Annotated in this window: 20 protein-coding genes; 13 read left to right on the plus strand and 7 right to left on the minus strand. The window is 45.4% G+C overall.

Features of this window, described 5'->3' with window-relative positions:
* Positions 1-8: 8 nt before the first annotated feature.
* From sucC to pgaD, 6 genes are all read left to right on the plus strand, one after another.
* Positions 9-1,175 carry an ADP-forming succinate--CoA ligase subunit beta gene (sucC, locus tag JZ784_RS07565; protein ID WP_005008264.1) on the plus strand — a complete coding sequence of 389 codons (1,167 nt, stop codon included), beginning with the start codon at positions 9-11 and terminating at the stop codon, positions 1,173-1,175.
* Positions 1,176-1,187: 12 nt separating this feature from the next.
* On the plus strand, positions 1,188-2,078 hold the full coding sequence (gene sucD / locus JZ784_RS07570) for a succinate--CoA ligase subunit alpha (RefSeq protein WP_130144141.1): 891 nt from the start codon (positions 1,188-1,190) through the stop codon (positions 2,076-2,078).
* A 248-nt stretch (positions 2,079-2,326) separates the two neighbouring features.
* Positions 2,327-4,783, plus strand: coding sequence for a poly-beta-1,6 N-acetyl-D-glucosamine export porin PgaA (pgaA, locus tag JZ784_RS07575; RefSeq protein ID WP_346314421.1), 2,457 nt, complete (start codon positions 2,327-2,329; stop codon positions 4,781-4,783).
* Positions 4,783-6,651, plus strand: a complete 1,869-nt coding sequence (gene pgaB, locus JZ784_RS07580) for a poly-beta-1,6-N-acetyl-D-glucosamine N-deacetylase PgaB (protein WP_346314422.1) — start codon at positions 4,783-4,785, stop codon at positions 6,649-6,651. The genes pgaA and pgaB (JZ784_RS07580) overlap by 1 nt, the downstream gene beginning before the upstream one ends.
* The gene (gene pgaC, locus JZ784_RS07585) at positions 6,651-7,928 is read left to right on the plus strand and encodes a poly-beta-1,6-N-acetyl-D-glucosamine synthase (protein WP_005008270.1); all 1,278 of its coding nucleotides are present in this window, start codon (positions 6,651-6,653) and stop codon (positions 7,926-7,928) included. The genes pgaB (JZ784_RS07580) and pgaC overlap by 1 nt, the downstream gene beginning before the upstream one ends.
* Positions 7,915-8,517 carry a poly-beta-1,6-N-acetyl-D-glucosamine biosynthesis protein PgaD gene (gene pgaD / locus JZ784_RS07590; protein ID WP_346314423.1) on the plus strand — a complete coding sequence of 201 codons (603 nt, stop codon included), beginning with the start codon at positions 7,915-7,917 and terminating at the stop codon, positions 8,515-8,517. The genes pgaC and pgaD overlap by 14 nt, the downstream gene beginning before the upstream one ends.
* A gap of 57 nt (positions 8,518-8,574) precedes the next feature.
* Here the strand turns inward: pgaD and pgaB (JZ784_RS07595) are convergent, their stop codons facing one another.
* The 4 genes from pgaB (JZ784_RS07595) to JZ784_RS07610 form a co-directional block, all read right to left on the minus strand.
* Positions 8,575-9,747: a poly-beta-1,6-N-acetyl-D-glucosamine N-deacetylase PgaB gene (pgaB, locus tag JZ784_RS07595; protein ID WP_346314424.1), complete on the minus strand. Its 1,173-nt coding sequence runs from the start codon at positions 9,745-9,747 to the stop codon at positions 8,575-8,577.
* A 348-nt stretch (positions 9,748-10,095) separates the two neighbouring features.
* Positions 10,096-11,805, minus strand: a complete 1,710-nt coding sequence (locus tag JZ784_RS07600) for a flotillin family protein (protein WP_005008279.1) — start codon at positions 11,803-11,805, stop codon at positions 10,096-10,098.
* 96 nt (positions 11,806-11,901) lie between these two features.
* Complete coding sequence (locus JZ784_RS07605) at positions 11,902-12,543, minus strand: YqiJ family protein (protein WP_346314425.1); 642 nt, start codon at positions 12,541-12,543, stop codon at positions 11,902-11,904.
* A gap of 473 nt (positions 12,544-13,016) precedes the next feature.
* Positions 13,017-13,559, minus strand: a complete 543-nt coding sequence (locus JZ784_RS07610; protein WP_346314426.1) for a hypothetical protein — start codon at positions 13,557-13,559, stop codon at positions 13,017-13,019.
* 323 nt (positions 13,560-13,882) lie between these two features.
* On the opposite strand from JZ784_RS07610, the gene cysD reads away from it, so the two are divergent.
* From cysD to JZ784_RS07625, 3 genes are all read left to right on the plus strand, one after another.
* Positions 13,883-14,797: a sulfate adenylyltransferase subunit CysD gene (cysD, locus tag JZ784_RS07615; protein WP_005008282.1), complete on the plus strand. Its 915-nt coding sequence runs from the start codon at positions 13,883-13,885 to the stop codon at positions 14,795-14,797.
* A gap of 113 nt (positions 14,798-14,910) precedes the next feature.
* Positions 14,911-16,524, plus strand: coding sequence for a sulfate adenylyltransferase subunit CysN (cysN, locus tag JZ784_RS07620; protein ID WP_346314427.1), 1,614 nt, complete (start codon positions 14,911-14,913; stop codon positions 16,522-16,524).
* Positions 16,525-16,671: 147 nt separating this feature from the next.
* Positions 16,672-16,947, plus strand: coding sequence for a hypothetical protein (locus JZ784_RS07625; RefSeq protein WP_346314428.1), 276 nt, complete (start codon positions 16,672-16,674; stop codon positions 16,945-16,947).
* 242 nt (positions 16,948-17,189) lie between these two features.
* Here JZ784_RS07625 and JZ784_RS07630 read toward each other — a convergent pair whose 3' ends face one another.
* A complete protein-coding gene (locus tag JZ784_RS07630; RefSeq protein WP_346314429.1) occupies positions 17,190-18,347 on the minus strand; it encodes a sterol desaturase family protein in 1,158 nt (385 codons plus the stop codon).
* Between the two features lie 296 nt (positions 18,348-18,643).
* Between JZ784_RS07630 and JZ784_RS07635 the strand changes: the two genes are divergently transcribed.
* The 3 genes from JZ784_RS07635 to JZ784_RS07645 are packed head-to-tail and all read left to right on the plus strand — an operon-like array spanning position 18,644 to position 19,765.
* On the plus strand, positions 18,644-19,174 hold the full coding sequence (locus JZ784_RS07635) for a PadR family transcriptional regulator (RefSeq protein WP_346314430.1): 531 nt from the start codon (positions 18,644-18,646) through the stop codon (positions 19,172-19,174).
* A complete protein-coding gene (locus JZ784_RS07640) occupies positions 19,171-19,512 on the plus strand; it encodes a DUF3861 domain-containing protein (protein WP_346314431.1) in 342 nt (113 codons plus the stop codon). The genes JZ784_RS07635 and JZ784_RS07640 overlap by 4 nt, the downstream gene beginning before the upstream one ends.
* A complete protein-coding gene (locus JZ784_RS07645; protein ID WP_346314432.1) occupies positions 19,505-19,765 on the plus strand; it encodes a DUF2798 domain-containing protein in 261 nt (86 codons plus the stop codon). Before JZ784_RS07640 ends, JZ784_RS07645 begins: the two co-directional genes overlap by 8 nt.
* 6 nt (positions 19,766-19,771) lie before the next feature.
* Here the strand turns inward: JZ784_RS07645 and JZ784_RS07650 are convergent, their stop codons facing one another.
* Positions 19,772-20,119, minus strand: a complete 348-nt coding sequence (locus JZ784_RS07650) for a thioredoxin family protein (protein ID WP_346314433.1) — start codon at positions 20,117-20,119, stop codon at positions 19,772-19,774.
* A gap of 77 nt (positions 20,120-20,196) precedes the next feature.
* Complete coding sequence (locus tag JZ784_RS07655) at positions 20,197-20,652, minus strand: N-acetyltransferase (protein ID WP_346314434.1); 456 nt, start codon at positions 20,650-20,652, stop codon at positions 20,197-20,199.
* 131 nt (positions 20,653-20,783) lie between these two features.
* Between JZ784_RS07655 and JZ784_RS07660 the strand changes: the two genes are divergently transcribed.
* Positions 20,784-21,776: an NAD(P)H-quinone oxidoreductase gene (locus JZ784_RS07660; RefSeq protein ID WP_346314435.1), complete on the plus strand. Its 993-nt coding sequence runs from the start codon at positions 20,784-20,786 to the stop codon at positions 21,774-21,776.
* Positions 21,777-21,990 lie beyond the last annotated feature (214 nt).

Here is a 21,990-nt window from a genome sequence, read left to right on the forward strand (position 1 = left end):
GTTAATCGATGAATCTACATGAGTATCAAGCGAAAGCGCTATTAAAAAAATATGGAATGCCGGTACAGGAAGGCATTTTGGCCACCAATGCAGAAGAAGCCGTAAAAGCATTTGAACAGCTGGGTGGAAAATTTGCAGTATTAAAAGCGCAGGTGCATGCAGGCGGCCGCGGTAAAGCAGGCGGTGTAAAAGTCGTTAAAACGGCTCAGGAAGCGGCAGATTACGCCAACAGCATTATTGGTACGCGTTTGGTGACCTATCAAACAGATTCAAACGGCCAGCCTGTGAACAGCATTTTAGTGGCTGAAGATGTGTACCCTGTAGAGCGGGAGCTTTACTTGGGCGCAGTGGTCGACCGTTCCAGCCGCCGCGTGACCTTTATGGCGTCAACTGAAGGCGGTGTGGAAATTGAAAAAGTTGCAGAAGAAACCCCTGAAAAAATTATTAAAGTCGAAGTTGATCCACTCGTTGGGCTATTGCCATTCCAAGCGCGCGAAGTCGGCTTTGCTTTAAATCTGAAAAATGAACAGATCAATCAATTTGTCAAAATCATGACAGCGGCATATCAGGCGTTTATTGAAAATGATTTTGCGCTGTTTGAAATTAATCCGCTGTCTGTGCGTGAAAATGGCGAAATTCTTTGCGTAGACGCCAAAGTGGGCATTGATTCAAATGCGCTGTACCGTCTGCCTGAAATTGCCGCCATGCGTGATAAATCGCAAGAAAACGAGCGTGAATTGAAAGCGTCTGAGTTTGATCTGAACTATGTGGCATTGGAAGGCAACATTGGCTGCATGGTGAATGGCGCAGGCCTTGCCATGGCAACCATGGATATCATTAAGCTGTATGGCGGCCAGCCTGCCAACTTCCTTGATGTGGGCGGCGGCGCAACCAAAGAGCGGGTGATTGAAGCGTTTAAAATTATTTTATCGGATAGCTCTGTAAAAGGTGTTTTGATTAATATTTTTGGCGGTATTGTACGCTGTGACATGATTGCTGAGGCAATTATTGCTGCGGTTCAGGAAGTAAATGTAACTGTGCCTGTCGTGGTTCGATTGGAGGGGAATAACTCCGAACTGGGCGCAAAATTACTCGATGAATCAGGTTTGACTTTAATTTCTGCGAATGGCCTTGCTGATGCTGCAGAAAAAATTGTTGCTGCAGTAAAAGCTTAAGGAGTAGCCATTATGAGCGTATTAGTAAATAAAGACACAAAAGTATTGGTACAAGGCTTCACCGGTAAAAACGGCACATTCCACTCGGAACAGTCGATTGCCTACGGCACAAAAGTAGTTGGCGGCGTCACGCCGGGCAAGGGCGGTCAAACCCACCTGAATTTGCCTGTATTTAACACCATGAAAGAAGCTGTGAAAGAAACCGGCGCAAATGCCACCTCAATTTATGTGCCTGCGCCCTTTGTCTTGGACTCCATTATTGAATCCATTGATTCAGGCATTGAATTGATTGTCGTGATTACTGAAGGCGTGCCGACGCTGGATATGCTGAAAGCCAAGCGCTATTTAGAAACCTATGGCAATAATGCACGCTTAATCGGGCCAAACTGTCCGGGCATCATTACGCCAGGACAGTGTAAAATTGGCATTATGCCGGGCCATATTCACCAGCCGGGTAAAATCGGCATTATTTCGCGTTCAGGCACATTGACCTATGAAGCGGTGGCGCAAACCACGAAGCTCGGTTTAGGCCAATCAACCTGTATCGGCATTGGCGGCGACCCGATTCCGGGGATGAATCAAATTGACTGCTTAAAGCTATTCCAGGAAGATCCGCAAACTGAAGCCATTATCATGATTGGCGAAATTGGCGGTACGGCAGAAGAAGAAGCTGCGGAATATATTCAGGCGCATGTGACGAAACCCGTTGTGGGCTATATTGCAGGTGTGACTGCGCCGAAAGGCAAACGCATGGGGCATGCGGGCGCCATTATTTCTGGCGGAAAAGGGACGGCTGAAGAAAAATTTGCGGCTTTTGAAAAAGCGGGAATGGCATATACGCGCAGCCCAGCAGAATTGGGCTCTACCATGCTGCAAGTGCTGAAAGATAAAAATATCGCTTAAGCAAGAGACTTCGGCTGTGTTCATCAGCTGCAAGAAAAAGCCCCTTTAAAGGGGCTTTTTTGTACCTGTAATAAAAATAAGAAACTTCAAATACATAGCGATGCTCTTTTTATTGATCACTTTTTAAACACTTTCTTACATAAAAATGATGATTCAGGCGAAAATTTAGCCAATTTTATTCTATATACTGTGAATCAGGTCACATTATGTGGCTGCTTATAAATATAACTTTCTTAATGTGAATAATCATGATCAATAAGACATATTTAGGCCAATTTTGCTTTTTATCGATTTTGACAAGTCTTCCAGTATTAGGGCAGGCTGATGATCTTGTTGATCAGCAGCGGGAAATAAGTGTTGCTGAAATCCATGCCGGTAATACCGATCAAGGCTTTAATCAGTTAAAAGCATTATTGAAGCAGTATCCAGACAATCAGAAGCTAATCGCAGACTATATGGCGCTGCGCTACGCAAATGCAAAATTTTCAGCCAATGATGCCGCATATCTGACGCAGATTGTGCCGGCTGAATTCCCAGACTACGGCAAAGTCAGTGTGATTAAAGGGCTGCGTGATCTGAAGCAGTATGATCAGGCGCTGCAGTGGACAGAAAAGTTTTATCAGACGGATTTATCTGAGCAATGGCCCATTTGGCAGGGTGTATTGCTGGCTGAGTCAGGGCAAAAGCAACGGGCGCGAGAGAAGTTTGCCCAGATGGATTTGCAGTTTTTTGAAGCCGATTATTTATCGCAGCTGGCCTATGCTTACCGTTTATTGGAGATGCCCGCCGATTCATTGCATGCCGCTCAGCTGGCGCTGGATAAAAAAACGGATACCGATACTCAAGAACAGTATGTGCTGGCATTAATGCAAAACAGTGATTTTGTGAAAGCCGAACAATATATCCAGTCCAACGGCATGATTGCTTCACGTCCAGCATTGCAGCATCTTTTAAAGATGAATGAATTTTCACAGCGCATTCAGCAAGGCATTCAAGCATCGAAAAATGCATTTGATATGAAGCGAGGGGTAGAGGCTTACGCATCTTTGGACAGTGTGATTGCGGATATGCAGGCTTATGAGCCCTCTTTGCCCGCGGATGAAGCCAGTAAGCGCAAATTTTATTATGAATACATTTTTGCCTTAAATGCCAGAAATGCCTCAAAGCAAGCGATTGCGCAAGCAAGCAAAACTGGGCTGGATATGATGGAAATGCCCGCTTATGTCCGTCATGCGCTGGCAGACAGCTATTTAAAAATCCGTCAGCCAAAACGGGCAGAGCAGCTGTATAAGAGTTTGTTTGCAGAAAAAAATTATGCGGACTATAACGTGTATTCAGGGCTGTATTACAGTTTGATTGAGCAGGAAAAATTTAAAGAAGCCAATCAGCTGATTGATGAAATGGATAAACAGCTGCCAACCTTTGTGTACAGTAATGCCAAAGGGGTGGATAAAGCGCCGCATGATGACCGGACAGAATTTATTGCCCTGAAAGGCCTGAACTATGCCTACAGAAATGAACTTGGCGAGGCTGAGCGGTATTTTAATGAATTGACCGCTAAAGCGGCGGGCAATATCGGCTATCAAAACAACTTGGCGCAGATTCAGCGCTGGCGCCAAAAGCCTGAGCAGTCGCAGCGCACTTTAGATCAGTTGAACAGTCTTGAACCAGTCAGTCAGGCGACGCAAATTAACCGCATGCAGAACTTTCAGGCGCTGAATCAGGTTCAGGCATGGCGGGCGATGAATCAATATCTGTTCAAGAATTTAAGCGAAGATACCGGTGTTCAGCAAAGCAAGAAGGAATTGGATGACCGCAATCGGGCGACGATCCAGCATCAAAGCGCTTTTTCAAAAAGTGATTCAGACAATGACGCGCTGCTGGGCCGCTTAAAAGGTTCCCGCGAACAGGAGAACTGGACGCGCATTAATAGTCCTTGGTTCTATGAAAATTTCCGCCTTTTTGCAGATCACAGCAACCGCTGGGCAAAGTATGAAACGGGAAAACTGAAAGATCAGCGCATCGGTGCGGGGCTGGAATGGTCTTCAGACCGTAAAGCCGCATCTGCTTTGCTGTCACAGAGTACGGACGGCGACCGCTTTGGCGTGCAGCTGAACTGGGCGCAGCGGCTGAGTGATCATTGGGATTATGCGCTGGGCTATGACAGCCAGGCGGATATTCCGCTGCAGTCTTTGGCGCAAGGCCATGAAGGGCAGTCGTATCTGTTCGGGATGAATTGGCAGCAGAATGAATCGCGCAAAGCCGGCGCGGCTTACCAATTGACAGATATCGATGATGGCAATACCCGTCAGGAGCTTTCAGCCTACTTTAAGCAGCAGCTGCAGCAGTCGCCGCATCATATTACAGCGGCAACCGTCCGCGGCTTTTACGGCCAAAATGATCAGGTTGATGTGCCGTATTTCAATCCTGAGCACAGTTACAGCGCAGAGATTACTTTAGAACACGACTGGATGACTTGGCGCAATTATGAACGCCATTTTAATCAGCATTTCGCAGCAACAGTAGGCGCATTTGGGCAAAACGGCTACTCCGGCAAAGCGCTTTACAATATTTATTATCAGCATGACTGGCAGCTGTCCCGGACCTGGAAACTGAATTATGGCATAGGCTGGGGTTCACATCCGTATGATGGCGATGATGAAAATAGAACCTATGCCACGCTTGGATTTGAGGGGCGCTTCTAATGAAAAGACAGTTTAGACAGCTATTTTTGAAGCAAGGCTTGGTCTTGGGGTTGCTGCTGCCATTCAGCGCAACTGCGCTGCAGGCAGCGAAGACCGCCGCGGTACGGATCAATGCGCCTTTATCTTTAAGTGAGGAACAGCAGCGCCAAAATCAATTTGTCACGCTGACTTTTCACGATGTACGTGACGATGTGGCTAAAAGCGGCGACCGTGATGTGTATGCCATCAGCACGCAGAACTTAGGACAGTTTTTTGCTTGGATCAAACGTGAGGGCTGGCAGCCAATCCGCCTGCAGGACGTAATGCAGGCGCGGCTGAAGCAGCAAAAACTGCCTGAAAAAGCCATTATGCTGACCTTTGATGATGGCGCGCTCAGCAGTTACAGCAAAGTCTTTCCTTTGCTGAAAGCCTATAACTATCCAGCCGTATTCGCCATTCCAACCAGCTGGATTAACGGCAATACCAAAGATGCTTATGAGGCGTATGGTGAAGGCAGTTTAATGAACTGGGACCAAATGCGCGAAATGCAGCAGTCCGGCTTGGCAGAGTTTGTCTCGCATTCAGATAATTTGCATCGCGGCATCTTGGCAAATCCGCAGAAAAATATGGAGCCGGCGGCAATCACCCGGGAATACCTGCCTGCTGCAAACCGCTATGAAAACACAGCCGAGTTTGAAAAGCGCATTGTGAATGATTTGCAAAAATCCAAACAAGAGCTTGATCTTCAACTGGGTATTAACAGTTTGGCAATTTTTTGGCCTTATGGCGCTGTTACCCCTGAAATTGAAGGATTGGCGCGTCAAGCAGGCTTGCCGATGTCTTTCAGCTTAGGCAATGTGGTCAGTTTGGCGGATTCCATTCAGACTTATCAGCGCATACTGATTATGGACAATCCGAGTCCTGAACAAATTCATCAGAATATGGATGATTTTATCAGTGAAGCTCGCGCGCCGTATAAGCAGCGCAAAAGTTTTTTAAGCTTTAATTTGGCGGAACTGCAGTCCAAAACTCCTGAGGAATTTGATCAAAAGCTTGGTCAGCTGCTGGATCAAGTCAATGCATTGAAAAGCAATACACTGCTGCTGCAGGCTGCAGTTGATCAAGACGGCGACGGGAAAATTGATGCGCTGTTTTTTCCAAATTCAAAGCTGCCGATGCAGCAGGACTTGCTGAACCGTACCGTATGGCAAGCGAGAACCCGCATTTCAAACCGGGTCTATGCTGAACTGCCGGTCAGTCTGGAATTGCAGCAGGGCATTAATTTAGCTGATCTGACGGCAGACTTAATGAAGAACAACAGTTCATTGGAAGGACTGATTTTAGATCCAGGCAATGCGCTGGACTGCGCCATTAGCCAAGCGCAGTGGACCGAAGCTTGTACACAGCAAGTGAAACAGGTCATTGCCATCAAAGAGCAAAGCAAAGCGAGCGCGCATTACTATTCCAATATCAGCAATGATAATCAGACTGCCCTAAAGCTGAGTTTAAAAGGCAACCGCTTTGCAGGCTTAAAGCCTTTAGTTATGCAGGCCTTAACAGCATCGGATTTTTTGTATATCAGCTTGAATCCGGTGCAGCAGCCGGAAACGTTTAAAGCCTTTGTCAAAGCGCTGAATAGCTTAGGCGCAGAGCAAAAACAGCGTTTGATTGTCAGTTTAGACATTAACCCGAAAATGAGCAGCAAAGACTGGGAGCGCTATCAGCAGAATTATCAGATGCTGCGTGCCGCCTCCATTCAAAAGATCGGCGTCAATAATTACCTGCTTCAGGATGGAGCTAGAGTACAGCAAAATCTGTATAAAAATTTAAGCATGAATGGCAGTCCGCTGACCTACCGCGATCCTTATCAGCAAGGAGGAACCAGGTAATGGAACAATGGATAACAGATTTGAGTTTTAATGACTTGTTCTTTGGCTTTGCCTTTTTATACCCGCTGTTTATGGCATGGGTTTGGATTGCCGGCGGCATCTGGTTTTATTTAAAGCGTGAATGGAAACAGCCGGAATTGCCCGTGCCAAGTAATGCCGGCTGCAGCATTATTGTGCCGTGCTTTAATGAAGAAGCACAGGTGCATGAAACCATCCGTTTTGCCATGCAGACACAGTATCCGAACTTTGAAGTGATTGCGGTAAACGACGGCAGCCGAGACCGGACGGGTGAAATTTTAGACCGGCTGGCGGAACAGTATCCTAAACTGCGCGTGGTGCATCTGGCGGAAAATCAGGGCAAAGCTTATGCGCTGCGGGCTGGCGCAATGGTCAGCCAATTTGAGTATTTGGTTTGCATCGATGGTGATGCGCTGTTGCATCCGCATTCTGTGCTGTGGATGATGCACCATTTAACCAGATTCCCGCGGGTGGGCGCGATCACTGGAAATCCGCGCATTGTGAACCGTTCCAGCGTTTTAGGCAAAATTCAAGTCGGAGAATTTTCTTCAATCATTGGCTTAATAAAGCGCGCGCAGCGGACGTATGGCCGTATTTTTACGGTATCAGGCGCTATAGCGGGTTTCCGCAAAACAGCCTTGGACCGGATCGGCTACTGGCGTGATGACATGATTACAGAAGATATCGATGTGTCGTGGCGCTTGCAGTTTGATCATTGGGACTTGCACTATGTGCCGCAAGCGCTGTGCTATATCTACATGCCTGAAACGTTTAACGGCTTGTGGAAGCAGCGCCTGCGCTGGGCGCAAGGCGGTATTGAAGTGCTGTTTGCGTATTTGCCGAAAATCTGTAAATGGCATTTAAGGCGCATGTGGCCAATTGCTTTTGAATCCATCATCAGTGTGCTGTGGGCGTACACCATGTTTGGGATTTTTCTGCTGTATTTCTATGGGCTGTTTTTCTCGCTGCCAGGCGAATGGGCAATTCAATCGCTGATTCCGCAATGGTATGGCGTGATCTTGGGTTTGACCTGTTTAATCCAATTTTTGGTGAGCCTTTGGATTGACCGGCCCTATGATAGGCACCGCATGCTGCGCAATTATTTCTGGGTGATTTGGTATCCGCTGTTCTTCTGGATCTTGGCCATGCTGACAACGGTATTTGCCTTGCCGAAAACCATTTTTAAAACGCAGAAACGCGCCCGCTGGGTCAGCCCAGACCGCGGTTTTAGAGGGGAGGAAAACAATGAGCCAAGTTAATGATCTAGCGCAGAAGCCAGCCAATGCTGCTAAATTCCGCATTATCGAAAATGAGTCATTGCTGGAACTGCCGGAATATATCGATGTTCATGGTCCAGTACAGAAGCCAGCCAATACAGCTGAATTCCACATCATCAAAGATGAGGCTTTGCTGGAACTGCCGGAATATATCGACCAGCCTGAATATGTACGCCGCAAAACTGCAGGCTATAGCTTAATGGCTGTTGGCTGGATGTTTTGGATGTGGCTGTTTATGCCTATATTAACCCTCATGTTCTGGTGGTTTGAAGGCGCGGTGGCGTATACGCAGGTCATTGAGCAGATACAGCCTTTGACTGGCATTTCTATCTTGAAGCTGATGGCCTGCATTGGCATTTTGATCGGCTGCCTATTTGTCTGGGCCGGTTATAACTGGGTGCGTTTTCATGGCAAAGACCGGCGCAAGGCGCCAGACAATGTGAATTATGATGCTCTGGCGCAAAGCTTTAATGTCCAAGCGGGCGATATTGCGAAAATGCGTCAGTCCAAGAACATGACCCTGCATTACTCAGAAGAAGGGCGGCTGGAAAATTATCAAATCAATCGCTAGAGAATTGATGATCCGGCAGCGCTGTTGGAAGCATGCCGCATTCGTCAGGCTGCTGTGTTATTCAGCTTTTGCAAATGCATCTTTCAGCTGCTTGGCATCCGGATGCCCTTGCACAAAGTCATCAGGATAATAGCCTATATGCTGAACGCCATTCTGCGCCAGCAATTGTATGGTGTCGATTAACTCTTCATCAGATATTTGATTTTGATGATTCCAGTCAGTGGCCTGCAATTCAAAAATGGTACGGCTCAAATTCGGGTCGTATTTTTTTGCCCGCTGAATCAAGTCTAAATAAAATTGGCGGTGATCTTCAGCTTTTTCCATATAGGGCATCGCCATAATGGCATTATAGTCATAGTGCTGATAGGTACCGGCATTGGATTGGCTGAACCATTTTTCACTGTCTGGATTCAGTACGGCTTCTGCATACATATTGCGGGCAAAGCGCAGATTCGGCTGGCGCTGCTTCAATATTTCGCTGATGCCTGCGGCGAATTGGTCTAAATAGGCGGTTTTATAGCGGGAAAATTTTAACTGATGCGGATGTTCCGGCTGCTCAATTAAGGATGCGCTGTTAAAGCCCCATTTTTGATAGGCGGCATGGGCCGGCGCGCTGTCATCTTCAAAATCGCTGAGGGTAATATCATCATGATACAGAATGCCGTCAACAGAGTTCTGCTGAATGAAGTCTAGAAATATTTCAGCGGTATACTGCAGATTTTTTGCATCAAAAGGCGAAATGCGGATGTAGCCTTTCTTTCCGCCGCTATTCTGCACGTATTGCAATTGGTACTTTTTAGGGAATTCCCACGCGATTAATGGGAGCCAGCCATATACAGCCTGGACTTGCGTATGCTGGCGGATCTCCAGCAGCACGCGGTGAAATAAATCTTCGCGCAGCGGGATGTGCCTGTTTTGAAAATAAACGGCATTGGCTGAACCATTGGCATCAGGATCGGCAAAGGCCTGCAAAAAAACAGTATTGGGCTGAATGGTTTGAATGCGGCGGATAAGTTCCCGAAGATTGCGTTTTTGCTGTGCGGGGTCGGCATCATAAACGTAGTCTAAATCAATATGCATGATGCGCATGTTCTGCTGAGCAGTCCGCAGTCCAGCTGTTTTTTGCCGCGCAGGCGCAGACGCTGCATAGCGTTTCACTAGGTCTTGAATGGGATGCTGCGCAATTTGTACAGTTTCGGCATTGCAGGATCCTGCAATTGCTAAACCCATGCAGGCCAATATGCTCAGCAGCTTCGGCTGCATAAATAAAAAAGGGTGAAATCTTAGTTTTTTTTGCGCCAGTCTATGCGGCTTTAACTCACGCATTGGCGATTTTTTTGAACGCTTGAATTGCATTTCTTGATCTTTTTTTGATGTATTTGGTGTTGTTAATATAGAGGGATGCAATGAAAGAATGAAAGTGTGATTTGGTTGACACTTTGTTGCTGATGCGGTCTTGCCGGCTTTTCAAGAGCCGGTGCTGTTTTCAGGTTTGTGAATAGGGGCGCATCACAACCGCCATAAAAAAACTGCGGCCATTCAGCCGCAGTTTTAAAGGGAAAATCGCGCTGGCCTGAATCAGCCCGTTTTTTGCTTTAAGCTCTGGGTGAGCCCATTAATGTCGCCGCCCTGAATGCCCAGTTCGCTCATTAAGCTGTCAATCAGCGGCGCTTGAGAGCGGTAGCGCAGGGCGCTGTTGACGACTTGATCGGACAAAGCCACATTGCTTCCGTCATGCTGCGCATCGCCTTGGCAAGAAGAACCGTGGCTGCCATGCAGGCCATTCACCTGCAGAATCTTAATGTCGTCAATATTCTCCATCGGCTTGACGCTTTCACGGATAATTTCCGGCAAGTATTTCAGCATCGCCAAACGGATCTGCATTTCAATTTGCTCAGATGACAGCACATTATTTGCTTCATTTACAGCGCGTGTACCTTCTGCATCAACTTGGTACTGTTTTTCCATGGCTTGCGCCAAAAGCATTTTCGCATCGGCTTCGCCTTTAGCTTTTAAGCGGGCCTGTTCCGCAGACGCTTCCGCGGCAATACGGATAGCCTCAGCATCATCTGCTGCTGCTTGCTTGCCTGCTTCTGCCGCTACCGTAATGGCAATCGCATCCTTTTCTGCCGCCTGTTTTGCTGCGACTAATTCAACGGCTTTTTGACGTTCCGCGCGCTGTGTTTCACGGACCGTGATGACTTCCTCTTCAGCTTTTACCGCTTCTGCGCGGGCGCGGTCAGCCTGCGCTTTGGCTTCCGACTCTTCACGGGATTTTTCAGCAATGGCAATGGCTCTAATCTGCTCGGCCAATTCAATGGTTTTTTTCTGCTCGACCTGCGCCTGTTCAATAATTTGTGATTTTTGAATGTTTTGATTTTCTACATCACGCGCAGCGGTAATGCGCTTTAAATCCACTTCACGCTCTGCCGCAATGCGGGCTTCTTCAGCTTCACGCTTTTTACCCGCTTCCTGTGTTGCAATCTCAGCCAGCTGTTCTGCTCGGCGCACTGCAATTTCACGCTCCTGCTGCAATTTGGCATATTCTTCTTCACGTAAGATTTGCAGGCGCGCCTGTTCAGCTTCTAAGTTTTTCGTTTTGATGGCAAGGTCTGCATCCTGCTCAATCGCATTGCGCTTGCGGCGTCGGTCTTCAATGGTTTCAGTCAGCTTGGTCAAGCCTTCCGCATCGAAGGCATTTTGCGGATTAAAGTACTTAAATCCTGTCTGATCCAGCCCCGTCAAAGACACAGTTTCCAGTTCCAAACCGTTTTTATGCAGGTCTTCAGAGACCACCTGCTGCACTTTTTGCACAAAGTCGACCCGTTTCTCATGCAGTTCTTCCATCGCCATTTCGGCAGCCACCGCACGCAGGGAATCCACAAATTTGCCTTCCACTAAATTTTTCAATTCATTGGGCGACATGGTCTTTTGACCCAGAGTTTGCGCTGCTGTTGCAATAGATTCGGCTAATGGCTTTACACGCACATAGAATTCAGCCATCACATCTACACGCATGCGGTCGCGGGTAATTAATGCTTGATCATCCGCGCGGCGCACTTCCAGACGCAAGGTATTCATGTTGACAGGAATAATTTCGTGAAGGACAGGCAAGACAATAGCGCCGCCGCCTAAAATCACCTTTTCTCCGCCAAAACCCGTGCGCACAAAGGAAATTTCCTTGCTGGAACGGCGGTAAAGCCGGGCAAGAATAAAACCGATAAAGATAAAGGCGGCAAAGATTATGCCTGCTGTAAGCAGTATGCCGCTTGGAATAAAATCGAGCATGTTGTTGTTTCTCTATAGTTGTCTTTAAAGTAAAAATTGTATTTAAATCATGTTTTAATTCATTGGGCTGCCGCGATGGCATGTACTATCAAAAATTTAGGCCGTTGGGTTTGCCTGAAAACCAATTTGAGTTTTTTGCGTTAACACAACAGACTGGCCCTGTTTGAACGTTTCATCCTGTTCCGGTTCGACCATGACATAGTGCAATTGGCCGAACTGATCATAAACTTTGGCTTGAGCGGGGGAATTCAATTTCGCATGGCCTAATACAATCACTGCAGTACGGCCAATAAGTTCATCACTGTAAATGGCGGTGGTTTCATCTTGCGGCAATATTCTGGCAATCAGCTGCGTGCTGATACGCACCAGCGGCATGCATAAAAATAAGCAGGCCGGGGCAATCAGCCAGGCGCTAAAAGTCATGGAGATGTAATGCAACATGAGGCCCTGGATAATGAATCCCGTCAGACTGTAAACGGTCAGGAAAATAATCAGCCAAACAAATAGCGGAACACGCCCCCAATACATCCAGTCCAGAACTTTCAAAAATACAGACTGATCAGCATCAATCGCTAAATCGGTTTGATGGCCAGTGTCGCCAGGAAGAAATTGATCCAGCACGCTATGCGAGCTGCCGCCGATCAGCACCAGCACCATTTCGAACAGGCCAAAGAAAAACATTAGGCAGAGGCTAATGCTGAAGACAATATTAGACGGGTGCGTAATCAATTCCCACATTCTATTTATCTCTATATTTTGCTTATAAATTATATGAAAATTCTGGTAACTGGCTAAGTATTTTCATTTGCTAAACATATCATTTAATTTTACTAAAGTATAATAAAAAGAATAAGAAGAGCCACATTTCAGTCCTAAAATATACCGAACTGTCTATTTACACAATCACGTATTTATTTATGGGTTTTAAGGAGTGTTAAAGCCTATTGCCTTCGGTTATTAATTTATTATTTTCTATCCAAGCTGGATGCAGGGAAACACAGGCTTAATGGCAGTCTGAATCATAAAAATCACGGCTCTATTTTTAGATGAGCATATTCAGTAAAAACGCTGTTTGCCGTATTTTTTAGACTCAAACTTCTGCGGCGAAGAAGCTTTATAAAATGTCTTTGTATGAGCACTGCTGCAGCGAAGCATTCATATTCTGGGGCTGACGTATGTTGCCATTGAAGGCCAATTTTTTGATGCGCATCTTAAAGCAGCGCGGTTTGAATGCGGACCTTCATATTCAGCGCTTCCTGAATGAGATAAGATTTCATCCACTGCACTTGCTGGCCCATCGGATTGGTTTTTACGGCGCTGTTTAAAAAGCTGAGCGCAGGCAGGCTGAGCAGCTGCTGTTCAATGGCGTCTTCCAGCTGCTGCGCGTTGGAGGCTAAGGGCATGCTAACGCTATAAAAGCCTTTAGGGTAATTATAAAAGGCATACAGCAGATTGAAGGCCCGCTGATCGCCTTTTAAATTGCCAGCGCCAATTTCATAATTGCGGTCTTGGTTGCTGTGGGTCAGCCCGATCATAAACTGCCATTGACCATCCGAAAGTCTAAGTCCAAATTGCAGGCCAATTTGATCGGCAGTCAATTCATGCTGTGCAAAATTATTCAATGCAGCGCCGTGTTCATTCAATGCGTCCTGCAGGGTCAGCATATTGCGGTTATGCAGATAGATAAAGCCTGCAAGCCTGGCTTGTTCTAAACGCGCTTTTAAAGTATCAATGTCAAAATGGCTATAAGGCATCGCGAGTCGTTTGCTGGGGGAACTGCCTGTACTCTAGGCGGGAAAAGGCGGAATGAAAAGATTTGGCTTAGAGGATTTATCTATGACATTATTGCTCACGCTTTTGAACTTTTTCCTGTAAATCAGGGCATAATAGCTGGCGCTGATTTTTAAGCTGCTGTTGATTAATCAAATTCAATAAGCTTTATCAGAAAACTTCTATATGATGAATTTGCATATCAATATAATAAAACAAGCAATAGTTGAGATAACTAAATCACTATAATGAATATAAATTTTCAAAAGTGTCATAAGGACACGTTTTTTCTAAGCTGGTGTTGTCCATGTCGTTAAATGAGGAAAGACTTACTCATCTTAAACAGCTAGAAGCTGAGAGTATTCATATTATCCGTGAAGTTGCTGCTGAGTTTGAAAACCCAGTCATGCTTTATTCTATTGGTAAAGATTCTGCAGTGATGCTTCATCTTGCATTGAAAGCGTTTTATCCTGCCAAACTTCCATTCCCGCTGCTGCATGTCGATACAGGCTGGAAGTTTAAAGACATGATCACTTTCCGTGACAACATGGCTAAAGAACATGGCTTTGATTTGATTGTGCATCAAAACAAAGAAGGGAAAGACGCTGGCGTCAATCCATTTGATTACGGCAGTTCAAAATATACTGACATCATGAAAACTCAAGGCTTAAAACAAGCGCTTGATAAATATCAGTTTGATGCTGCTTTCGGCGGCGCGCGCCGTGACGAAGAGAAATCACGCGCCAAAGAGCGTGTGTATTCTTTCCGTGACTCTAAACACCGCTGGGACCCGAAAAACCAGCGCCCTGAGCTTTGGAATCTGTACAACGGCAAAGTGAACAAAGGCGAAAGCATTCGGGTGTTCCCATTGTCGAACTGGACTGAGCTGGATATCTGGCAATACATCTACCTTGAAAATATTAAATTGGTTCCTTTGTACTTGGCTGCAGAACGTCCAGTGGTTGAGCGTAACGGTACACTCATCATGGTAGATGATGAACGCATGCGTTTGAACGAAGGTGAAGTGCCGCAAATGAAATCGGTGCGTTTCCGTACTTTGGGCTGTTATCCATTGACGGGTGCAGTTGAATCAACTGCAACAACGCTGCCGGAAATTATCCAAGAGATGCTTTTAGCAACCACATCTGAACGCCAAGGCCGCATGATTGACCATGACGAAGCAGGTTCGATGGAAAAGAAAAAGCAGGAAGGTTACTTCTAGAAATCTCTCCCGGCCTCTCTTTATAAAAGAGAGGAGAATTTCCCCCTTTTTTAAAGGGGGATACAGGGGGATTTAAGAAACCGGTTTCTAAAGAATATGTGGAGCTTTGAGCAATGTCTCATCAATCAGAACTTATTAGCCAAGACATCTTGGCTTATTTAAAACAGCACGAAAATAAAGACCTATTGCGTTTCCTCACTTGCGGTAACGTGGATGACGGCAAATCGACTTTAATTGGCCGTTTGCTTTACGATTCAAAATTGATTTATGAAGATCAATTGCAAGCGGTAACCCGCGACTCTAAAAAAGTCGGTACGACGGGCGATGCGCCTGACTTGGCTTTACTGGTCGATGGCCTGCAAGCTGAACGTGAGCAGGGCATTACTATTGATGTGGCTTACCGTTATTTCTCAACGGAAAAACGCAAGTTCATTATTGCCGACACCCCGGGACATGAGCAGTACACCCGCAACATGGCGACAGGCGCGTCGACTGCGGATCTTGCCATCATCTTGATTGATGCGCGTTACGGTGTGCAGACGCAAACCCGCCGCCACTCATTTATTGCCAGCCTGCTGGGCATCCGCAACATTGTGGTTGCGATTAATAAAATGGACTTGGTGGAATTTTCTGAAGCGCGCTTCAATGAAATTCAAGCTGAATACAACCAGTTCATTGAACAGCTGGGCGACCGTAAGCCTGCCAACATTATCTTCACGCCAATTTCTGCGCTGAACGGTGATAACGTGGTGAACAAGTCGCCAAATACACCGTGGTACCAAGGTCAAACTTTAATGGAGACTTTGGAAACTGTTGAAATTTCGCATGATACCAGCAAGCATGGTTTCCGTTTCCCAGTTCAGTATGTTAACCGTCCTAACCTCGACTTCCGCGGCTTCTGCGGTACGATTGCACTCGGTGAAGTGAAAGTTGGCGATACCATTACTGCATTGCCATCTGGCAAGTCTTCAACAGTGAAAGAAATTGTCACTTTTGATGGCAACTTAGACCATGGTGTTGCAGGTCAAGCAGTAACACTTACGCTAAATGATGAAATTGATATTTCACGCGGCAACGTATTGGTAAAAGCGGGCGAACAGCCGTTAATTTCGCGTTCTGCTCGCGCATCTGTGGTATGGATGACCGATCAGCCATTGGTTGTGGGTAAACTGTACAATGTGAAGTTTGGCACGCAAACGATTCCTGCCAAAGTGGCAAAAATCAACTACCGTACCAATGTAAACACATTGGAAAAAATGCAAGTTGAAGAGCTTGAGCTTAATGCGATTGCTGACGTTACCATCGAATTTGATGCGCCAGTGGTATTTGACCGTTATCAAGACAGCCGTTACACAGGTTCTTTCATTTTCATTGACCGTTTGAACAACGTGACTGTTGGCGCGGGTATGGTTGAAGCTGCGGTGGAATGGACTGCACATAACGAGCCTGTGACTGCTGAAGCGCGAGCTGCGCGTTTAGGTCAAAAACCTGCTGCGGTTACTGTGACTGCTAAAGCGATTGAAAATGCGCAAGCGATTGAAAGCCTGCTGATTCAGCAAGGTGTGGTTGCCATTGCGAAAGCTGGTCTTTCTGCAGAGCAAGTTGCGCTGGTTCGTGAAACGGGTGTGGTTGTGATTACCGATGCTGCTGAAGGCACTGATGTGACTTATGCAGTAGACACTGCTGAAGAAGTCGCTGAGAAAATTGTTGAGTTGGTTCGTCTGTAATAGATTGAATTGATTTAAAAAAGACCCGCCGAAAGGCGGGTTTTTTTATTGTTTAGAAATTAATTGCTTAAAAATGAAACATTTAAATTTTTCGTGATGATTCATGTAAATACTTTCTCTATAAAATGCCTAAATAGAGGGTTATTTATGAAAAAGTTATTATTTTTAATGGGGTTGTGTGCATTCACGTTTAGTGTTGATGCAAAGCAGAGTAGTCAAAGTGCTGAAGTAATTAAGCAAAAAATTATTCGGCAATCAATAGAGAGCTATCCTGGAAATTGTCCTTGTCCCTACAATACTGCAAGTAATGGCAGTCGTTGTGGTAAGCGCAGTGCCTACAATCGCGCAGGTGGTTATGCTCCACTTTGTTATCCTGAGGATGTAAGTGATCGGATGGTGAAAGAATATAAGGGAAGAGGGTAATCTTTATTCATGTAATTTTAAAATATTATAAATAAAAGGTTTATCGTCCAAAGTTTAAATTTCAACATCAACTATGAAGGCAACGCCATAAGGATATTGATCAAATAACATTATTTTCTTAAGGTAGCCATCAGCAAATCTATTTTGACTGCATTCTTTATTATGTCAAAGTCAGACCTGCTCTAAATTAGCGATAGTGCTACCTAAACAGAAAAATACCAGTTTAAGGTAGCACTTAACCCTTAAACCGAATCTTTTCCAAAGCGCTTTTTCAGCTTATTTACATAACGTTTAAAAGGCCAAGTGAACTGCTTTACAAAACTATTGGGGATTTTATAACCCACGGTGCCGTATACACTCGCCAAATGATTCGGCATATACACGGACTTAAACACCACATCGTAAAGCGGTATAAAAGCAGCATAATTTTTATCAATCGCAGGATTTTCCGAAGAATGATGCCAATGATGAAACTCAGGTGTCGCAATCAGCCAGCGCAAATACGGAAAGCGAAAACGCACATTCGAATGAATAAAAATCGCGTGAAAGGAAATAAACACCAAATACGCAAACACCGCAGAGGTATGGAAGCCTAAAAGGAAAATAGGCAGAGTAGCTATAAAGCGCGTCATAATCACTTCTACAAGATGCAAACGCGAAGATGCCAGCCAGTCCATATGTTCACTAGAATGGTGAATGGCATGAAAACGCCACAGAAAATTCACTTCATGCATGGCGCGGTGCAGCCAATAAGTGGTGAAATCCACCACAATCAGCAGTTCTATAAACTGTAGCCAAATCGGCTGAGCCTGCACATAAGGCACAATCGGATTATGCGGTAAATGCGTAATCCAGTATTGAATAGGCATCACGGTTAAAAAAGAAAACAGCTGAATACCCACATGGCTGAACATAAAATATTTCATGTCGGTCACCCAGCCCACACGCAACAGCTTTTGATCTTTATTCTTAGCAAAGAAACCCTCAAGCGGTATAAATACCGCACCCAAAATAATCAGTGTAATCACAAAATAGTCAAAACCTGCATAAAACGGCAAGGCAGGCAGGGCTGGCGCTTGAATTAAGCCGCAGCCTAAAATGACCGCAATTAAAGAAAAACACAGTCCATAAAAACCATATCTGTTTTGCTTAATAATGGCGCTGTAGGCGCCAAAACCCGCACCAATGAAAATACCGGCCAACAGGCAGTAATAAAACACCTCATAGTGCCTGCTGTATAAAGGCCGAAGTTCTGGAGTAGTTAAAACACTGGGAAATAAAAAGCAGAGTGCTGCAAATATGCTGAGGAGCCCTAGGGACATCGACATAAACGCGCTGACTTTTCCATGACCTGCGTTGAGCTCAAGATTTTCAAATTTGCTTCTAAGATGGTCGGTCATTGTTTTTATTCTTTCTATTGAGTTATTGGCTTTGTTATCAATACACTTTAAATGCATGCCTGAATTATATACAAAACTGACAGTTTTCGCAGTTTTGAAGCGTTTTTTCTTATGCCCATCCATCTGCGCCTGGTCATAAAGGATGCCAGTTTGCCGCTATGCATGCTTATTGCTGAGCGGCTTTCGGCATTCAATATTTTTAAAAGGAGAGTGATTTTTGTAATCGGGATTGCATCTTTAATGATATAAAGATATAGTTAAGATATGTCTTAATTGCAGTGTGTTGTGTCTTAACTATGTCTAAAGCCATTGATTCAGAACTTCTTGCGGGTTTAGAGCAAGTTTCAGCTCCGCGCAAACGCCTGTTTGAAGCCGGGCATATGAAACTGCTGGTGCTGCATCTGATCTCACAAGCGCCTAAGTTCAGCTACGACATTATTAAAGATGTCGGCGCAGTCGTTGGCGGCGGTTACAGCCCCAGTACCGGTACGATTTATCCAACCTTAAACTATTTAGAAGAACAGCAATACATACACGCAGAACTCAACACAGATGAGCGCAAACAGTACAGCATTACTCAAATTGGCATGCAGCACCTTGAAGCAGAACATGCAACGGTAGAGAAAATTCTGTGCCGTTTTGATACCCGCAAGCAAATTCATAACAACGAACAATACGTCGACATCAAACGCGCGATGGAAAACCTGAAAGCCGCATTGCGCATCAAAATTCAGCACTGCGAGCTGACACCCGAACAAGTGTTTGCCATTGCAGAAAAAATAGATCAGGCGGCAGTCGAAATCAGCCGTATGGAGGTGACTCAATGAAACAGCATCAATATGAAGTGACGGTAAAACACATGGCTGATGCGCAAGGCAACCCATCTGCTTATACAGAAGTCTTGCAGTTCAATGCTTATAACCATGATGACATTTTTAAAGTCTTAGAGCATCTCAGCAAAGCCAATATATTGGATGACGAGAAGACCAAAGCCTTTGCTGTTGGCCTGAAACTGTTTGGTGAAACTTTGCTGGAAAATAAAGACATTCCTTTGTTTAAAGAATTCATACCGCATTTTTCGCAGTTTATGAAGGCATTGAAACAAACCGTTAAAACACAAAATGCTCAACAGGCAGCATCAGAACAGGATGAAAATCATGAATAATCTCCTAAAATTTCATCCCAAGCATATGACTTGGCTGATGCCACTGATTCTGTCAGGCATCATGAGCGGCTCGATCTCATGCTTCAATATGCTCTTGAATAAGGGGCTGATCGATGGCTTTTTAGGTCTTTGGCTGCATGCGTGGAGCATGTCGTGGATGATGGCCTTTCCATTGATTCTGATTGTCTTGCCATTGGTGCGTAAATTGCTGATGCAGTTTGTGCAAATACCGCCAGAGCCCTCTGCAAAATAGTTTGAATTAGCGAATTGCGTGTTCTTGGATCACATGCTCAACCATGGCCTGAAGCTCAGTCAGTGTTTTCACGCCAGCAATACGTTTTATCACTTGCCCGCGATAAAAAATTAAAGTTGAAGGCAAACCGTAGACGTTATAGCGCAAAGTCAAAATGGGTGATTGATCGACATTCACTTTGCCAAATTTAACATTCTTACGCTGTGCTGATATTTGCGCCGCGCATTGCTCAAATACAGGAAAATTCTGTACGCAAGGCGCGCACCAGTCCGCATAGAAACGAATGACGGCAACACCATCAAACCATTCAAATTCACTGTAATTGTCTTCGCTGTATGCGGTAACTGCAGACATTGCTGTCTCCTTATGCCGTAAAGTTGAGGCGGCATAAACCGCTAGTCTTTATTCAGAAGAACGACTAAAAGCCGGGTTTAATCTTTTGTCGTTGCGTGTTTTGACCATGCCATGCGGTATTCAAGATGTCTTGTGTGTTCATCCATGCTTTCGGCGGTTATACAAAACCCGTGAGATTGATAGAAGTGCACAGCAGATTGATTCTTCGAATAAACGTCTAAGTAAAGGGCATCGCATTGCTGCTGCAGCGCGTGCAGCAGCCGAGTGCCTAAACCGCGGCCTTGCGCATGCGGCGCAATGAACAACGCGGCGAGGTAAGAGTCATCCCGTAGCAAAGAGGCAAAACCGAGAACTGCAGCATGCTCTTCAATAATAAAATTTTCAGCCAAGGGCAGATAGGTCTGCTGCATGGGAGTGAGCTGACTTTGCCAATAGTCTGCTGGAATAAAATCATGCGCCAGCAAGGAGGAATCCAGCCAAATTTGCAGCATAGCGGGGATATCTTGAGCCTGAGCAGGCTGTATGATTGTCATTTTTAGCGCTGTATCATCTGAATGAATAGTATGGGGATTATACATAAGTTCAGAGTGATTCATTCTGCTCGGTTTATATGTTCAAATAGGCTCTGGATAGATGAATAGTCAAGAATTGAAAAGGAAATAAGATGTCACAGGAAACCATGCAGCAAGTCATTATTACAGAGCCGGGCGGTGTCGATAAACTCGCTTATGAAACGGTAGCCGTACCTGCCGCAAAAGCAGATGAAGTCTTGGTCAAAGTGCATGCCTTTGGCATTAACCGTCCAGACATTTTGCAGCGTCAGGGTTTGTATCCAATGCCCAAAGGGGTAACCCCGGTGCCAGGTTTGGAAGTGGCGGGTGAAGTGGTTGCTGTCGGTGAAGATGTCACTTTATTTAAAGCTGGCGATAAAGTCTGCGGTTTAACCAATGGCGGCGGCTATGCAGAATATTGTGTGGTGCCTGAAAGCCAAACCATCAGCATTCCTGAAAATGTCAGTTTTGCACAAGCGGCCGCTATTCCGGAAACCTTCTTTACAGTCTGGGCGAATGTATTCCAAATGGCGCATGCCAAAGCAGGTGAGACGGTCTTGGTGCATGGCGGCGCCAGCGGCATTGGCACCACAGCGCTGATGCTGTGCAAATCATTGGGTCTTAAAACATTTGCAACGGTCGGTTCGGATGAAAAAGCCGCGGCGATTTCAGACCTAACCACGGCCATTAATTACAAGACACAAGACTTTGAACACGTGATTAATGAGGCGACCGGTGACGGCGGTGTCGATGTGGTGCTGGATATGGTGGGCGCGCCGTATTTAGAAAAGAATCTGAATTTGCTCCGCCGTGATGGCCGCTTGGTGTATATCGCGTTCTTAGGCGGCGCAAAAGCCAAAGAGGTGAAGCTCGGTCAAATTATGATGAAGCGCCTCACGATCACGGGTTCGACCATGCGCGCGCGCAGTACTGCAGAAAAAGCAGAAATTGCGCAAGGCTTGCAAGCGCATGTTGTACCGTTATGGGCAAAAGGTGAATGTCTGCCAATGATTTATAAAACCTTCAAATTTGACCAAATTCAAGATGCGCATGCCAGCCTGGATACAGGAGAGCATGTGGGTAAAGTTGTGGTAACAATCTTGTAATATTTCTATTATATAGAAAGCAGAGCCGACATCATGTCGGCTTTTCTTTTGTCTAAATTTGTCCAAAAAATAAAAATAATGTACTGAAAAATGAAAATAATTTAACAAAGATTAAAAAAGTGACAACTGTTCGACACAACCTGTCAAAAACGAGGTGTACATTTGGAGCTAAATTTAAACCTGACAAATTTACGTGGTTTTAAATGAAAAATAA

The organism is Acinetobacter sp. CWB-B33 (assembly GCF_039655955.1).
GTDB classification, from domain to species: domain Bacteria; phylum Pseudomonadota; class Gammaproteobacteria; order Pseudomonadales; family Moraxellaceae; genus Acinetobacter; species Acinetobacter bouvetii.

What these genes read in the sequence shown, in the direction of transcription:
- JZ784_RS07645 (WP_346314432.1), top strand. Translation starts at nt 19,505, where the DNA reads ATGAATAATCTCCTAAAATTTCATCCCAAGCATATGACTTGGCTGATG.
- JZ784_RS07660 (WP_346314435.1), top strand. Translation starts at nt 20,784, where the DNA reads ATGTCACAGGAAACCATGCAGCAAGTCATTATTACAGAGCCGGGCGGT.
- cysD (WP_005008282.1), top strand. Translation starts at nt 13,883, where the DNA reads ATGTCGTTAAATGAGGAAAGACTTACTCATCTTAAACAGCTAGAAGCT.
- pgaB (WP_346314424.1), bottom strand. Translation starts at nt 9,747, where the DNA reads ATGGGTTTAGCAATTGCAGGATCCTGCAATGCCGAAACTGTACAAATT.
- JZ784_RS07630 (WP_346314429.1), bottom strand. Translation starts at nt 18,347, where the DNA reads ATGACCGACCATCTTAGAAGCAAATTTGAAAATCTTGAGCTCAACGCA.
- JZ784_RS07650 (WP_346314433.1), bottom strand. Translation starts at nt 20,119, where the DNA reads ATGTCTGCAGTTACCGCATACAGCGAAGACAATTACAGTGAATTTGAA.
- JZ784_RS07600 (WP_005008279.1), bottom strand. Translation starts at nt 11,805, where the DNA reads ATGCTCGATTTTATTCCAAGCGGCATACTGCTTACAGCAGGCATAATC.
- cysN (WP_346314427.1), top strand. Translation starts at nt 14,911, where the DNA reads ATGTCTCATCAATCAGAACTTATTAGCCAAGACATCTTGGCTTATTTA.
- JZ784_RS07655 (WP_346314434.1), bottom strand. Translation starts at nt 20,652, where the DNA reads ATGACAATCATACAGCCTGCTCAGGCTCAAGATATCCCCGCTATGCTG.
- JZ784_RS07640 (WP_346314431.1), top strand. Translation starts at nt 19,171, where the DNA reads ATGAAACAGCATCAATATGAAGTGACGGTAAAACACATGGCTGATGCG.
- pgaA (WP_346314421.1), top strand. Translation starts at nt 2,327, where the DNA reads ATGATCAATAAGACATATTTAGGCCAATTTTGCTTTTTATCGATTTTG.
- pgaC (WP_005008270.1), top strand. Translation starts at nt 6,651, where the DNA reads ATGGAACAATGGATAACAGATTTGAGTTTTAATGACTTGTTCTTTGGC.
- JZ784_RS07625 (WP_346314428.1), top strand. Translation starts at nt 16,672, where the DNA reads ATGAAAAAGTTATTATTTTTAATGGGGTTGTGTGCATTCACGTTTAGT.
- JZ784_RS07635 (WP_346314430.1), top strand. Translation starts at nt 18,644, where the DNA reads ATGTCTAAAGCCATTGATTCAGAACTTCTTGCGGGTTTAGAGCAAGTT.
- sucD (WP_130144141.1), top strand. Translation starts at nt 1,188, where the DNA reads ATGAGCGTATTAGTAAATAAAGACACAAAAGTATTGGTACAAGGCTTC.
- sucC (WP_005008264.1), top strand. Translation starts at nt 9, where the DNA reads ATGAATCTACATGAGTATCAAGCGAAAGCGCTATTAAAAAAATATGGA.
- pgaD (WP_346314423.1), top strand. Translation starts at nt 7,915, where the DNA reads ATGAGCCAAGTTAATGATCTAGCGCAGAAGCCAGCCAATGCTGCTAAA.
- JZ784_RS07605 (WP_346314425.1), bottom strand. Translation starts at nt 12,543, where the DNA reads ATGTGGGAATTGATTACGCACCCGTCTAATATTGTCTTCAGCATTAGC.
- pgaB (WP_346314422.1), top strand. Translation starts at nt 4,783, where the DNA reads ATGAAAAGACAGTTTAGACAGCTATTTTTGAAGCAAGGCTTGGTCTTG.
- JZ784_RS07610 (WP_346314426.1), bottom strand. Translation starts at nt 13,559, where the DNA reads ATGCCTTATAGCCATTTTGACATTGATACTTTAAAAGCGCGTTTAGAA.